Origin of the sequence: Pseudomonas sp. MYb193 (assembly GCF_002966775.1) — a bacterium.
In the GTDB taxonomy this organism is placed as follows: domain Bacteria; phylum Pseudomonadota; class Gammaproteobacteria; order Pseudomonadales; family Pseudomonadaceae; genus Aquipseudomonas; species Aquipseudomonas paracarnis.
Genome location: NZ_CP023269.1, coordinates 3111520 through 3125765 on the forward strand (window position 1 = coordinate 3111520; position 14246 = coordinate 3125765).

Sequence of the window (14246 nt, forward strand, 5' to 3'; positions counted from 1 at the left end):
GAGGCGCTCGCGCCACACAGTATCAAGCTAAAGAATTTGTCCCCAGGCACTGACCAAGGTCAACGCGGCGTCGGTGAACGCTGGATCGGCACGCAGCATGGCCATGGCATCCAGGTCGGCTTGGGTGAGTAACCCAAGTTCCAACAATGCAGGCCCTGCCTGAGCGGTGGTTGCTGCCCAGAAGGCATCTGCCGGGCTGTTGTCGCCGATTCGGCCTTCGAGGGTTCGATGCCCCACGTTGACAAGCCCCCGGTCACGTAGCCGATCAGGCAGCCCATCGGCCCAAAACATGTCCGACCCGATGGACTGTTCCAACAGTGTGATTCCGGCCTGGGCGACTTTGCGCAACAACGGGTTCGTCGTTCCAAGGCTCGGTTGCAGGCTCACATCTTCGATCACCAGCCAGCCTCCGGGACGTAACCAAGTGGCGGCTCGCGTCACTATCTCCTCGCGGTCAGTGAGGTGACACAACAGCGCCCGGGCGTGCACCACGTCAAACGATGCGGCAGGAAAATCATCGGTCGTGACATTGTGGGTCATGACCTTGATGCCAGGGATATCGACCAGGAAGCGGGTATCGATATCCGTGGCGGTAACCGTTGCGTCGGGATATCGCTGGCTCAACCAGCCCGCGAGCGATCCGGCACCGGCGCCCAGATCAAGGATGGCGGGCGCGTCCGGCAGATCCAACAGTTCAAAAAACCTATGGCTTAACGGGTCAAAGGCGCGCTCCAAGGTTTGCAACCTCGCCAATTGGCCTGCGTGTTGGTCCGCGAGATAGCTGCGGGTGTAGCCGGTTTGTTCGGTGAAAACAGATGTGGTCAAAGCACGACCTCCAATTGATCAGGGCAGCGATTGAGAAACCCGCGCTCTTCGGGCTTGAACCCCGGAGCCCAGCGTAGGTTGGGAAAGGTCTGCAGCAGCATGCGCGCGCCAATCGTGATCTCCATCCGAGCGAGCATGGAGCCCAGGCAGAAGTGGCGCCCCGCTCCGAAAGCGAAATGGCTGGTCGCCTGTTCGGCGCGCAACATATTGAAGGTGTCCGGGTCGCTGAACCGGGCCGGATCACGGTTGGCCGAACCGATCAGGCAGGCCAGGGTTGCGCCACCAGGAATTGTTCCCGACGGCAGTTGCAGCGGTTCAGTCGCCTCCCGCAGCACAAGTTGCAATGGCGGGTTGCGTCGCAGGGTTTCGGTGAGGGCGTTGTCCATCAGTGCTGGATCAGCGATCACCGCCTCTTTCACGCCAGGTTCGCTCAACAGGTTGACAATCAGATTCGCCAGGGCGCCGTGACTGGTCTCGCTGCCCGCCGTCATCAGGATCGCGCAATAGGACCGTACAAAGGACTCGGACAATGGCTGGTCGTCAATGCGTGCCGCCAGGAGTTGTGAAATCAAGTCGTCCCTGGGTTCTATACGCCGAGCGTCGATGTAGGGCTGGATAAAGTCGTAAAAACTGTCTCGGTTGGATAACCCGCCGGTCAACAGCGCTGGGTCCTGACGATAGTTGCCCATGTACGCGAAGCCGATGGCACACCAACGCTTGAGCCGCTCCACCTCCTCCCGTGTGTGTGCCGGAAGGCCCAATGCATGAGCCATCACTCGCACCGGCAGCGCGGCGGTGAAATCGGCAATCAGGTCGACCTGAGGCCGGCCCCGCATACGCGCCAGCAAGTCTGCGGTCACTGCGGTGACAGACGCTTCGAGCGCCACCAGCGCCTTGCTGCGAAACGACGGGGTGAGCAATGCTCGGTGCTGGGCGTGTTCGCAGCCGTCCATGGTCACAATGGTGTGCCCCAGCAGCGGCCCAATCTGCCAGGTGTAGTTGCGATTGCTTGCCCCTGGATGGGTCAACGCGGCTTTGACATCCACATGCCGACTGACCAGCCACACATCGGTGGGCTCGTCGTACGCGATCGGCAGTGTGGTGCGTAAACGCTCATACAACGGGTACGGGTCGATTTCGAACTGGCGGGACTTGAGGGTCGGCGGAGTCAGCGCCAGGTCCACTTGTCGGCTGTGCTGTACCGCGCAGCCATCGGCCTGTAGGTGATAGCGCGAAACGCTGCGATGCCAGTCCCCCGCCGCCCGGACAACCTGACGCAACCGGTCCGGATCGGTCGCAGCGCACGGCGGGTAATGGGCATGCTCGGTAGCGGCTGCCGTGAATTGCGTAACTGCCGTGTTGACCATCTGATGGGCTGCTTCTATCGCGCCAGGCCAGTCCAGGCCAGCGGTGTGCGCGAGTATCGACACCAGATTGAAGCGCTCGCCACACACCACATCTTTGGCAACCGAGTGGATATCGTTCGTCCACGCAATGATATCGGCAGCGTGCTTACGCAACCTGCTCCACGTTTCCACCTGCGCAGGATGCTCGTACGGGTCAAGGGCTTCGGCACCATCGATCAGAGCAAAAAAGAACAGGGCGCCGAAGGAATCGCGGCGCAACGGCAGATACTCAGCCAGGGCGAGCGCCGTATCGGTTTCTCGCATGCGTACCTGCGCCGCCTGCGCGCGCAGATGCTCGATCAAGTGCCCCGCCAGCCTCTGCCGCCAAGGCCCGCTGCCCCAACGCTGGGTCTCGGGCCACAAGTCGTCGACCAGAACAGCCAGCATCGGGTCCTCGAACCGCCCGCGTTCACCTGACGGCACAGCATCGCCGCTGTCGGTCAACGCCTGCACGGCGGCGATGAAATGCTCCAGCGCGCCGTTTTCCGCCCAGGGTCCGTCATCAATACGGTCATCCAGCGTAAGCGCCCACAGGTACCAGCACACCAGAGTCTGCGCTCGGTGCGTGGGCGCCCGCCCGCACAATGCTATTCCCAGGTCGAGCAGTGCCGTGGTGGTCAACCGATGCGCGCCACGCCTGCCGATCAAACCGTATCGCTGCGCCCAAGCAAGCGCATGCGCACGCAGCCGTTCAGTGTCGGCACGCGGCGGTGCAACGGCGAAAGGTAGCTGGATATCGGGAATAGTGAGCGGCGCCGGTGACGAATGACTGTTGTGGCGGGTATCGGTGTCGCCTTCACAGTGTTGCGCTGCCATGAAAAGCTCCTCTGGAATCAAACTTTCAGTAGGGCTGACTTTATTTGAAATCAAAAACGCAGGATGTGAGAGGTATCCGAAGGTCACCCGGCAATGGCGGTCTTTCGGCGTAGGGGAAAACGGAGCGTCGCCATCAGCTCAGGGGCTGCTCGGTCGTTCGTGCTGATTAGAAAGGGGGTTTTCAGAAAAATATACTGTCATTTCTCACAGGTATGGACGAGTCGCCCAACACTGAACAATGACCGATCACCCACGTTGCTTGAACTGCTCCGGTGAATGGGTCGGCAACTGCGTATGACTCATCGGCATCGAGTGGGTAAGGTGAAGGCTCATCCTTTTTCAGGAGCACCCTATGCGCACCATCGGCCTTATCGGCGGCATGAGCTGGGAGTCCAGCGCCGAGTATTACCGCCTTATAAACCAGCGCGTGCGCGACCGTCTTGGCCCGCTGCGCTCGGCGCAAGTGTTGATGTACAGCGTGGATTTCGGCCCGGTGGAACAGGCTCAGCATGCCGGGCGTTGGGACGATGCCGCGCTGATCCTGGAAGATGCCGCACGGCGCTTGGAGGCCGGGGGCGCTGATTGTGTGGTGCTGTGTACCAACACCATGCACTTGGTGGCACCGCGTATTGAGGCGGCGGTATCGATCCCCTTCCTGCACATTGCTGATGCCACGGCGGCGGCGGCTCTGGAGGCCGGAACCCTGACGGTAGGCTTGCTGGGTACCGCATTCACCATGGAGCAGGACTTCCTCAAGTCCCGCCTTGCCGCCCAGGGGCTCAACGTGCTGGTGCCAGAGGTGGATGAACGCCAGGAGGTGCACCGAATCATCTATGAAGAACTGTGCGTGGGCATCATCAGTGACACCTCGCGCCAGGTGTACCAGCGGGTGATCCAGGCACTTGCTGCACGAGGCGCCCAGGCAATCATCCTTGGCTGCACGGAAATCTGCCTGCTGATCCAGCCCGAACACAGCGCCCTGCCGCTGCTGGACACCACCGCGCTGCATGCGCAGGCGGCGGTGGGGTTTGCCTTAGAGGCTTAGGTATCGACACAACTTTGTGGTCCTTACCTGAATAACGGGTATGTACTCGGTCTGATCCAACATCCTGGCGGGCTGTCAGACCGCTTTCGCGGGCAAGCCCGCTCCCACAGGGGATCTGTACCAGACGCTGATTCTGTGGGCAATGCATGACCCTTGTGGGAGCTGGCTTGCCCGCGATAGCCATAGGTATCTACACAACTTTTTGGGCTGTAACGGCAGACGGTAACCACGATGCGAAGCGAGCCGCCCTTGATCTTGATCTGCTTTTGATCTTGATCTCAGGCGCCCCGTTAAACCACGCTGGCCGGAATTCGACAGGGATTTGGGGGGTAAACCGGCAGGGATGCCGGTTTAGCCGCCCCGCGCCATGGATGGCGCGTGGCGGCGGCCCCCCAAATCACTGGCGGATTACGGGCACACCGAGCTCAAGCGAGGTGCCGAGTGGTGGGGCAAGAGCGTTTTGCTTACTTTGCCGCTTTTGCAAAGTAAGCCGCCGTCAGGGCGGAACCCTAAGTGGCCGTTACCGCAGGAATGGATATACACCCGCTATAACTGTGTGGGCTGTCAGGCCGTCTTCGCGGGCAAGCCAGCTCCCACAGTTTTACAGGATCAAGCCGACGTGCGCAGGCGCGCCATGCTCAAGGTGTCGACAAACACACCATCACGCAGGGCGTAATCGCGCAGCCGCCCTTCCACTTCGAAGCCGAACTTGCGGTACAGGTTGTGCGCAGGCTCGTTGTCCGCGTAAACAGTCAGCTCCACACGGCGCAGGTTCATCCAGTTGTCAGCCACCTCCAGCGCAGCCTTCAACAGCCGCGAACCGACACCCTTGCCCTGCCAGGCGGGCGCCACGCCCATACCCAACGAGCCAACATGGCTCTGGCGAACACGCAGATATTGCTCAAGCCCCAGTTGGCCAATCACCTCAGCGCCCTGCACCGCCACCAGTTGCAGGCGCCGCTCGTTATCCATCACCAGGCGCTTGCGCCACATCTCAACAGACTGAAAAGGCATTTGCAGCACCTGACGACAAACAGCCGGTTCGTTGTAGAGCGCGGCGACGCCCTCCAGGTGGGCCTCGGTAAAACGCTGGATCACGATAGACGGTTCAGGTGGGTGCATTGCATTTCATCCTTTGAAAGACAAGTGGCGGGCCAGTGTAGAGGCTAAGCGCCAGGCTGACGAGCCGGGAGTTTTCCCACTGGCCGACCAGCACCATCCTGCATCTGAACGATGGCGATCCATATGCGCAGCGCCGATACTCTGCCCAGGCCCTGCCCCGTCAACCCGACGCTTCGGCCTTCACCCTGTGACGAGAACAACAAAAAAAGTCCCACAGAGGAACACCCATGAGCCGTCTTGATCACTCGGGCCTGTTGCAGGCCTTCAGCACCCTGACCCTGGACCTGCAACGCCTGGCCCACCATCAGGACATCGAACACTTCCAGCGCCATGCCCTGGCACGCGTCAGCCAATTGCTGGCCTTCGACAGTGCCTGGTGGGGACGCTCGGCTGTCATCGACGGTCTGCCGCAAGAGCACAACAGCTACCTCTATCAGTTGCCCCCCGACTACTTGGCGGACTGGCAGTCGATCCGCCATCTGGACGTTACCGTTGCACGGGTGCATGCCTCGCCTGGCGAGGCAGTAATTATCGATATGCGCGACCCCGCCAACGGCAGCGCCTTGAATTGGCTGGGGCGACGCCACGGCCTGGGTGAATTGCTGTGTGTGATCCATATCGACCCGCAAACCCACCTCAGCCACCACCTGACGCTCTACCGCCAGCCCACTGCGCCCACGTTCAACGCGCAGGATTGCCAGTTACTCAATAACCTGATGCTGCATCTGGTGGCGGCGGTCTCGGCAAACCAGATCCGCACCTTGGTGGCCATGCGTGAAACCCTGGCCAGCCCGCGCAATCTGGCCCTGGCGGTATGCGACCCCCGGGGTGTGTTGCAATGCGCCGAGCGCGGTTTTGTCGACCTGCTGCTCAGCGAATGGCCGCAATGGCGCGGCCCTACCCTACCGGTGCTGCTGGATGAGCGCGGGCATGAGGGCAAGCGCATCCATATCCAGGCGTCACCGGTGGGCGACCAATTGCTGTTGGCCGCGCGCCTCAACCGCGCCCTGCCTCAGCTCAGCCCACGGGAAAACGACGTAGCCCAAGGGTTTGGCGAGGGCAAGACCTACAAGGAAGTAGCTCGCGACCTTGGCCTCTCACCCAACACCGTGCGTCACCATATCCGCGCCATCTACGCCAAGCTCGGCGTCAAGGACAAGGCGCGCATAGCGCACCTGGTGCACGCCCCGCCCGACTGACCCTGCCTGCTTCTCCCACGGTTTGCCACGGTCGTTTTTTACGGTCTCGGGCTGCTGTTGCCCATTTTCCGGCCTCCTCTGATACGAGACGCTTCGCCATGACTTCAACATGCCTACGTAACCTGACAGTGCTGTGCGCGACCCTGCTTAGCTTCGACAGTCAGGCTGCCGACCTCAACGCTCGCGACTTTTTCGCCGCCCCACCAGGCACCCGCCTGGGTGTGCTGTACTTGCCCGCCACCCGTGCCGGCGATTTCCATGGCCCCGCCGACAGCACCGGCAAGGCCGACCTCAGGGTCAACGCCGTGGCTTACCGCCAGGTGTATTTCACCGACGCCTGCGGCACGTTGTGCACGCCGCAATTCATCCTGCCCTTTGCCGACATCAGCGCACGCCTGCCCGGCGCCAACCAGCGCAGCCGCGAGCGCGGCCTGGGCGATCCACAGGTGGGCGGCACGCTGTTTTTCGTCAACGACCCGGCTTCGCGCACTTACAGCGGCTTGTTGAGCCTGATCACCGTGCCGGTGGGTGAGTATCACAGTCAAAACCCGGACGTCTCTCCCGGTGCCAATCGCTGGGGCGCCACCTTTGTCTACAACTACACCCACGGCATCGGCGAAAACTGGGTACTGGAAGCCAACCTGGAAGCCCAGCTCTATGGCCGCAATGACGATTACTTTGGCAGCGAACTCAAGCAAGCCCCGCTGTATCGCCTGCAGGCGTTTGCCTCGTATGACTTCAGCGCCGCCACTTACGGCGCACTGCGCCTGATCCAGGCCGACGGTGGCGCCCTGCGCCTCAACAACCGCCGCCTCGACGACACCCACAAGCGCTACACCCAAGTCGGCTTCGAACTCGGGCATTGGCTCGACCGGCAGAACCAACTGATGGTCAGCCTTTCGCAACACGTTGCGGCTTCCAATGGCTATGCCGGCACCGAAGCGCTGTTGCGCCTGGTGCATGTGTTCTGACCCCCTTTCCCTGGAGCTTGAAAATGCCCATTTCCAACCCTGCGATAACGGCACGGCTGGCAGCGATCGTGCTGTTTGCCGCCATCACCCCGACCATCCTGATGACCGCTCCCGCCGTGGCCGCGCAGTTGGCCAGCCAGTGGCAACTGAGCCCGGCGCGTATTGGCGACTTGTTTTCCGTGGAACTGGGCGCCATGAGCCTGGCGACCTTGCCCGCCTGGTGGTGGCTCAAGCGGGTTGACTGGCGCACCGCCGCCCGGGTCGCCGCGCTGCTGTTCATGGCCGCCAACCTGCTGTCGATGCTGGCCGACACCTACGCCGTACTGCTGGTGTTGCGCGCTGCCAGCGCCCTGGCCGGCGGCTCGCTGATGATCCTCTGCCTGGCCAGTGCGGCCACCACCGCCAACCCCAGCCGGGTCTATGGTTTGTGGGTGATGGGGCAGTTGATCGTCGGTGCCCTCGGCCTGGTGGTGTTGCCTGGTTTGTTCGAACGATTTGGCTTGAATGCCTGCTACTTGATCCTGGCAGGGTTGATGGCTTTGCTGCTGCCATTGGCGCGGGCGTTTCCCGCCGGTAGCCCTGCGTTGCCCGCCAACCGCGCCCCGGTATTGCCCGGTTCACGCTGGAAAGCCGCCCTGGGGGTTGGCGCGGTGCTGGCCTTTTACATCAGCCTGGGGGGCGTATGGACCTTTATCGGTGCCTTGGGCGCCAGTGCCGGGATTTCGGCGCAGCACGGCGGCGAAATCCTCGCCATCGCCACCGTGATGGGCATTGCCGGGGCAGCGAGCGCTTCACTGATCGGGGCCCGCTTGCCGCGTGGAGTGCTGTTGCTGCTGGGCTACCTGTTGATGGCGGCAGCGGTGCTCTTGTTGCTTGGCCAGCCCGCATTGCTGCGATTTGCCTTGGCGGCGCTGCTGTTCAAATTCACCTGGACCTTCATTCTGCCGCTGATCCTGGCCTGCCTGGCCGACCTCGATCACAGCGGCAAGCTGATGAACGCCTCCAACCTGGTCATCGGCGGCGGCCTGGCCATCGGCCCAGCGCTCGCTGGCCGCCTGATCGAGGCCAGCGGCGGGTTCAGCCTGTTGCTGCTCGGTGCAGCCGCTATCACCTTGCTGTCGCTGGTGATGATCATCGCCAGCCGTCCCCACTCCCCCACTGAACTGGAACCGGTATGAACCCAACCACCGCATTTTTCTTCGACGAAATAAGCCTGTGGCACAGCGCCGGCGCCCATGCGCTGACCCTGCCCGTGGGCGGCTGGGTGCAGCCGCCGGCCGGCAGCGGGCATGCCGAGTCACCGGAGACCAAGCGCCGCTTGAAAAGCCTGTTGGATGTCTCCGGGCTGAGCCGCCAACTACAACTGCGTAGCGCGCCGCCAGCCAGTGAAGAGGATCTGCTGCGCGTCCACAGCCGTGCCTACCTGCAGCGTTTCAAGGCCCTGAGCGATGCAGGCGGCGGTGAGCTTGGCCCCCAGGCACCGATTGGGCCGGGCAGCTACGAGATTGCGCAACTGTCCGCCGGACTGACCCTGGCCGCCGTGGACGCGGTGCTCAAGGGCCAGGTGCACAACGCCTATTCGCTGTCGCGGCCACCGGGGCATCATTGCCTGGCAGACAGCGCCATGGGCTTTTGCTTTCTCGCCAACATTGCCATTGCCATCGAGGCCGCCAAGGCCCGCAACGGATTGGGCAAAGTCGCCGTGATCGACTGGGATGTGCACCACGGCAACGGCACGCAGTCGATCTTCGAAGAACGGGCCGATGTGTTGACGATTTCCCTGCATCAAGACGGCTGCTACCCGCCTGGCTACAGCGGCGAGCAGGATCGAGGCCGCGGGGCCGGCGTGGGGGCCAACATCAATATTCCGTTGCCGCCAGGCAGTGGGCACGCCACCTATCTACACGCCATGGAACGCATCGTCGTGCCCGCGCTGGAGCGCTTCGAGCCGGAGTTGATCATCGTTGCTTGCGGTTATGACGCCAACGCCGTCGACCCGCTAGCGCGCATGTTGTTGCACAGCGAATCGTTCCGTCTGCTGACCCGCGCCCTGCGCCTGGCAGCCGATCGTTTATGTCAGGGCCGCCTGGTGCTGGTACACGAAGGCGGCTACAGCGAAGCCTATGTACCGTTCTGCGGCTTGGCGACCCTGGAGGAATTGAGCGGCGTGCGCACAGCGGTGCTAGACCCGATGCTTGAGTTTGTGCAGTTGCAACAACCCGGTGCGGCGCTGCAGGGGTTTCAAGCGCAGTGGGTGGAGCGGTTGGCCGGAGGGATCATTGATTCACAGCAGGCGCGGATTGTCCCTGCTAACTGAATGGGTTGACCTTCATGGTCTCACCTGACCTCGGGTACGCACCGCGCGTTTTTCGTACTTGTCCGCATGTAACTCGGCCTGTTGCTTAAGTGCCATGCAGTACTGAAGTAAACAAAGATTGGCGTCCGGCGTCTCGGCCTCCGTGCTCAAACGCCTGGCCGCTGCGGCAGAAATGGGTTTTCCTCGTGGCATAAGCCAGCCTTTGATGACCGCCTTGCGGTCATTGACCAGCGTGGCGTGATTGAGCTTGAGCACTTCAATCGTTTGAACCGCCTCCGGTGAAAGCCCTTCAACCTTTCCGTCTCTTAAAAATCGAAAAAGCCGGCTCGCGTGGGGCGAAAGAGGCGATACAAAGGGGTTCCGAGCGGGGTCGTAGGCCTTTTTTTCCTCTGCTCCGTACTCACAGGCTACATTGGACTGACTAGGCGGATAGCATGCGACCATGTTGTCGTAAGCGATGCTTTGGTCCACATGCCTTGCCTGGGGCAGCACATGTTCGATATGGCAGCTAAAAATAGTGTCTTGGCCTTTGGCTCCGCATTCTTGCGCGGTAGGTAGCCGACGTAGCGTATAAGCGCAAAGATGAAACTGCTCACGCAATAACGACCTGCGCACAGGCTCTGCCGGAAAACTGCTACCACGGCCATAAAACAGATTTTGCGGTGTGTCTTTGTTTTCCCGACGCCACTCAATCAACTCGCGGGGCTCTGCCCCTTTCGTGATGGACCTCATGCTTCACTTTCTCCGGCCCACCTCAAGGAGTCGATACTCGCTTGTACTTCCAGGATGTCCGGAATGTCACCAACCTTATCTCTCAATTGCGAGAGACTGGCTTCGGCATGCTCCAGTTTGTCGTCATCCAGATAGCGACGTATTGCCTGGAGTTGATGGCCTACGTCGCGATTTTGCGCGACATCCCCCATCAACTCTTCGATCACTTCGCCGCTGCGTAACCCAAGCGAACGCTCTGGATGCCCGATAAACCGGCCATCCTTCAATAGCATGATTGCTTCAGCCGGCAGCTCACCCAGTATTTGTGGTGAATGGGTGGTGATGATGAACTGGCAGTTGGGAAAGGTCTTTTCAAGGTTTGCAACAACGGTACGCTGCCAACCCGGATGGAGATGGAGGTCCAATTCGTCGATCAGGACGACACCCTTCCCTTGCAGTGGGTCAGCCACTTCGCGATTGAGTAATGTAAGCCTGCGCGCCAAATCGCCAACCATCGCCAATAGACATTTTTCACCGTCGGATAGCTGCAGAACATTGAATTCGAGATCGCCTTTGAGGACCGTCATTCTCAACGCTGGCTTACGACGAACGCGGACGTCCCGGAACCCAGTGAAGGTTTCGATAGCACGGCGTACAGCGGAGAGTTCTCTGTCTCGATAGCCAGGGGTATCCCGACTATTTTCATTTTCAAGATCTTCCTGATTGCGAAACCAGATGAAGAACCGCTTGAAGTCCGCGCCACCGTGGCCCAACGCATCGTCATACCCTTCAGCGATAGCGTTGACCAACTGTTCGCGAACGCGCAATGGTACGTCTAGTACGGCACGGTGCACGTCGTAATAAACTGCCAACGGCAATGTTATCCAATCATCAAATCCTGATTCGTAGTGCCGGATGCCGTATTCGAACTCGTCGGCTTTTACGTTCAAGGCCAATAAATCGCTACTACGATCTGCTGGATGTTTTCCTCCTTTCTTATTCAAGGCTATTGCCCAGCTCAAATCCTTTGTACCCGGCTGATTTTGCAAGTCCGTCGTTAACTCCAAACGGGTGTAATCTTCCCCTGCTCGAATATCATCTTTGGACAAAGTTCTGGATTTGGCAGCCTTGCCCACAACCCGCGATGTCAAGTTCGAAAGCGTTATCGCCAACGCATCCAGAATCGACGACTTGCCCACGCCGTTGATGCCCACCAAAGCGACAGTCTTCCTGCCTTCGAAATCGAGCTCCATCTTCTCGATGCCGCGGAAATTGACGAGGGTAAAACGCTTGATCTGCATGATCGGTTTCCAACATGCCCGGCCAGGTCAGCCGGTCTTCAGAGTAAGCACGGATGATAGTAATTATCGCCAAGTCTGTCACGGCGTTGACGGTCTTAATCTATCCGCGCTGAATAGCCAAACGCCACACCCGCGCAATGTCCGAGGCCCGCTCACGCAACAGGCGCGGCGCCTCGTGACAAGCCTGTTCCAGTGACATCGGACCCGATGGCAAAGCAAATGCTGCGTCCACACCCTGGGCATACATCTGCTCGTAGCCCTCGCCCAATGTCCCCGCGATGACCACCACCGGCACGCCCTGTCGCTGGGCAACGCGTGCCACGCCAAACGGGGTTTTGCCACGCAGGGTCTGGGCGTCGAAGCGGCCCTCGCCGGTAATCACCAGATCGGCATCACGCACCGCTTCATCCAGGCCAACCAGTTCAGCAACCACCTCGACCCCTGGGCGAAACTGGGCGGCGAGGAACGCTTTGGCAGCAAAGCCCAGGCCACCGGCGGCGCCGCTGCCTGGTTCGTCGCGCACATCCTTGGGCAGCACCTGGGCGCAATGGTCAGCGAAGTGCCCAAGGGCCGCGTCCAGTTGTGCCACCTGCTCGGGGCTCGCGCCTTTTTGCGGGCCGAAAATAGACGACGCTCCGTGAGGGCCGCACAAGGGATTGTTGACGTCGGCGGCGATTTCAAAACGCACCTGTGCCAGGCGCGGGTCCAGTTGTTCGAGGCTGATATGGGCCAGGCGCGCCAACGCCAACCCACCCGTCGGCAGTGGCTGGCGTTCGCTATCCAATAGCTGCACGCCAAGGGCCTGCATCGCCCCCGCGCCGCCATCGTTGGTAGCACTGCCACCAATCGCCAGGATGATGCGCTGCGCCCCGGCATCCAGCGCGGCGCGGATCAACTCGCCGGTGCCATAGGTGGTACTGGAACAAGCGTCGCGCTGCCCCGGCGCGACGAGTTGCAAACCACTGGCCTCGGCCATCTCGATCATCGCCGTATGGCTGTCGGCCAACCATCCCCAACGCGCTTCGACGCTGTCGCCCAGCGGGCCTCGGACTGTTTGCCGGCGCAATTGCCCCTTACATGCTGCGAGCACCGCATCCACCGTGCCTTCACCGCCATCGGCCATCGGGCATTGAAGCACGTGCGCATCCGGCCAGACCTCGGCCCAGCCCTCGGCAATCGCCTGGGCGACACCTGCGGCACTCAGGCTGTCTTTGAACGAGTCGGGGGCGATCACGATTTTCATGGGCTTTCTCCGGTTTTTATAACGCCCATGCTGCCAGTTGGCTGGGGCAATGACGCGGGGCCGATGCACAAGTGTGGAGGAGGTTTATTGTTCATTCCGACAAGGAGTGAGGCAACAGTTGCACACCCAGGTACAAGGCCAGCATGCCGTCGAGCGTCAGCGGATCCACGCCGCTGAGTTCAGCTATGCGCTCCATGCGGTAACGCAGGCTGTTGCGGTGGATACCCAGGGCGTCTGCGCACGCCTGGCTTTGCCCATCGTGTTCGCACCAACTGCGCAACGTGGCAAGCAGTTGCCCGTTGCTGTCCTTGGCCAACACTTTGCGCAACGGATTGAGCAGTTCGTCCAGGGCGTCGTCGTTGCGATGACGCCACAGCATCACCGGCAGGCGATAACGGTTGAGGGTCAACAGGCGTGATTGCGGCAGGATATCCCGGCCATAAGCAAGCAGATCACCCACCCGCCGATAGCAGCGGCGCAGTCCCGCCAAGCCCTCCGCTTGCCCGCCGATGGCCACGCGCAGGACGTTCCAACCCAGGCCGTCGAGCTTTTCCAGCAAGCGGGGGTTATCGACCTGCACCGCAGCAGGTCGGCACCACAGCAAGGAAAACTGCGCAGAGCTGACGCACCAACTGTCGGGGTAGCGGCTGGCGAGCCAGGCGCTCAGGGCCTCCGCCGTTTGGCCCGGGCCCAGTTCAAACAGGTACGGCGTGCGCGCCAGTTGTGGCTTGAGCCCCAGTTGCTGGGCTTCGTCCACCAGGCGCGGGGAGTCGCCGCTGTCGGCCAACAGCAGGGCCAGCAGATCATCGCAACGCTGGCGCCGCCATTGTTGTTCGGCTTGCTGGTGGCGTTGGCTGACCAGCATTTCAGCGGTCATGCGCACCAGTTCGGCATAGGTGCGTAACCCATCTGGTTCTCCAGTGATACCCAGCACGCCAATCAGGCGCTGATCATGCAGCAGCGGCAGGTTGATGCCTGGTTGCACACCCTTGAGATGCTTGGCGGTCTGCCCGTCGATTTCCACCACCCGCCCATTGGCCAACACTAGCTGGGCACCTTCATGGCGGGTATTGATACGCTCCGGCTCGCCGCTGCCCAGGATCAAGCCCTGGCTGTCCATGACATTGACGTTATGGGGCAGGATTGCCATGGTGCGATCGACAATCTCCTGCGCCAGGGCATGATCCAGCTCGAACATGGGGCTAATTTCCTGAAAAAGGTTGTTCACCAGCACAGCGCAAAGATGGCTTGACTGTGCGCCGGCACAAAGACAGTTGCCCATCACGTCAC

At 61.1% G+C, this 14246-nt stretch carries 12 protein-coding genes; 5 read left to right on the forward strand and 7 right to left on the reverse strand.

Annotated elements, in window-relative coordinates; genetic code table 11:
* Positions 1-27: 27 nt before the first annotated feature.
* Both CLM72_RS14130 and CLM72_RS14135 read right to left on the reverse strand, forming a co-directional pair.
* Positions 28-825 carry a trans-aconitate 2-methyltransferase gene (locus CLM72_RS14130; RefSeq protein WP_105226871.1) on the reverse strand — a complete coding sequence of 266 codons (798 nt, stop codon included), beginning with the start codon at positions 823-825 and terminating at the stop codon, positions 28-30.
* Complete coding sequence (locus CLM72_RS14135) at positions 822-3047, reverse strand: cytochrome P450 (RefSeq protein WP_105226872.1); 2226 nt, start codon at positions 3045-3047, stop codon at positions 822-824. Before CLM72_RS14135 ends, CLM72_RS14130 begins: the two co-directional genes overlap by 4 nt.
* A gap of 352 nt (positions 3048-3399) precedes the next feature.
* On the opposite strand from CLM72_RS14135, the gene CLM72_RS14140 reads away from it, so the two are divergent.
* A complete protein-coding gene (locus tag CLM72_RS14140) occupies positions 3400-4092 on the forward strand; it encodes an aspartate/glutamate racemase family protein (RefSeq protein WP_105226873.1) in 693 nt (230 codons plus the stop codon).
* Positions 4093-4701: 609 nt separating this feature from the next.
* Here the strand turns inward: CLM72_RS14140 and CLM72_RS14150 are convergent.
* Positions 4702-5214: a GNAT family N-acetyltransferase gene (locus tag CLM72_RS14150; protein ID WP_105226874.1), complete on the reverse strand. Its 513-nt coding sequence runs from the start codon at positions 5212-5214 to the stop codon at positions 4702-4704.
* A 227-nt stretch (positions 5215-5441) separates the two neighbouring features.
* On the opposite strand from CLM72_RS14150, the gene CLM72_RS14155 reads away from it, so the two are divergent.
* From CLM72_RS14155 to CLM72_RS14170, 4 genes are all read left to right on the forward strand, one after another.
* The gene (locus CLM72_RS14155) at positions 5442-6413 is read left to right on the forward strand and encodes a LuxR C-terminal-related transcriptional regulator (protein WP_105226875.1); all 972 of its coding nucleotides are present in this window, start codon (positions 5442-5444) and stop codon (positions 6411-6413) included.
* A 98-nt stretch (positions 6414-6511) separates the two neighbouring features.
* Positions 6512-7384, forward strand: a complete 873-nt coding sequence (locus CLM72_RS14160; RefSeq protein ID WP_105226876.1) for a transporter — start codon at positions 6512-6514, stop codon at positions 7382-7384.
* Between the two features lie 23 nt (positions 7385-7407).
* Positions 7408-8562, forward strand: coding sequence for an MFS transporter (locus CLM72_RS14165; RefSeq protein ID WP_105226877.1), 1155 nt, complete (start codon positions 7408-7410; stop codon positions 8560-8562).
* Positions 8559-9701 carry a class II histone deacetylase gene (locus tag CLM72_RS14170; RefSeq protein WP_105226878.1) on the forward strand — a complete coding sequence of 381 codons (1143 nt, stop codon included), beginning with the start codon at positions 8559-8561 and terminating at the stop codon, positions 9699-9701. Before CLM72_RS14165 ends, CLM72_RS14170 begins: the two co-directional genes overlap by 4 nt.
* Before the next feature lie 12 nt (positions 9702-9713).
* Here CLM72_RS14170 and CLM72_RS14175 read toward each other — a convergent pair whose 3' ends face one another.
* From CLM72_RS14175 to CLM72_RS14190, 4 genes are all read right to left on the reverse strand, one after another.
* The gene (locus tag CLM72_RS14175; protein WP_060764750.1) at positions 9714-10433 is read right to left on the reverse strand and encodes a hypothetical protein; all 720 of its coding nucleotides are present in this window, start codon (positions 10431-10433) and stop codon (positions 9714-9716) included.
* Positions 10430-11713, reverse strand: a complete 1284-nt coding sequence (locus CLM72_RS14180) for an AAA family ATPase (protein ID WP_105226879.1) — start codon at positions 11711-11713, stop codon at positions 10430-10432. Before CLM72_RS14180 ends, CLM72_RS14175 begins: the two co-directional genes overlap by 4 nt.
* 100 nt (positions 11714-11813) lie before the next feature.
* The gene (locus tag CLM72_RS14185) at positions 11814-12956 is read right to left on the reverse strand and encodes a glycerate kinase (protein ID WP_105226880.1); all 1143 of its coding nucleotides are present in this window, start codon (positions 12954-12956) and stop codon (positions 11814-11816) included.
* Between the two features lie 91 nt (positions 12957-13047).
* Entirely contained in the window at positions 13048-14154 is a 1107-nt protein-coding gene (locus CLM72_RS14190; protein WP_105226881.1) for a sugar diacid recognition domain-containing protein, read from the reverse strand.
* Positions 14155-14246: the final 92 nt, after the last annotated feature.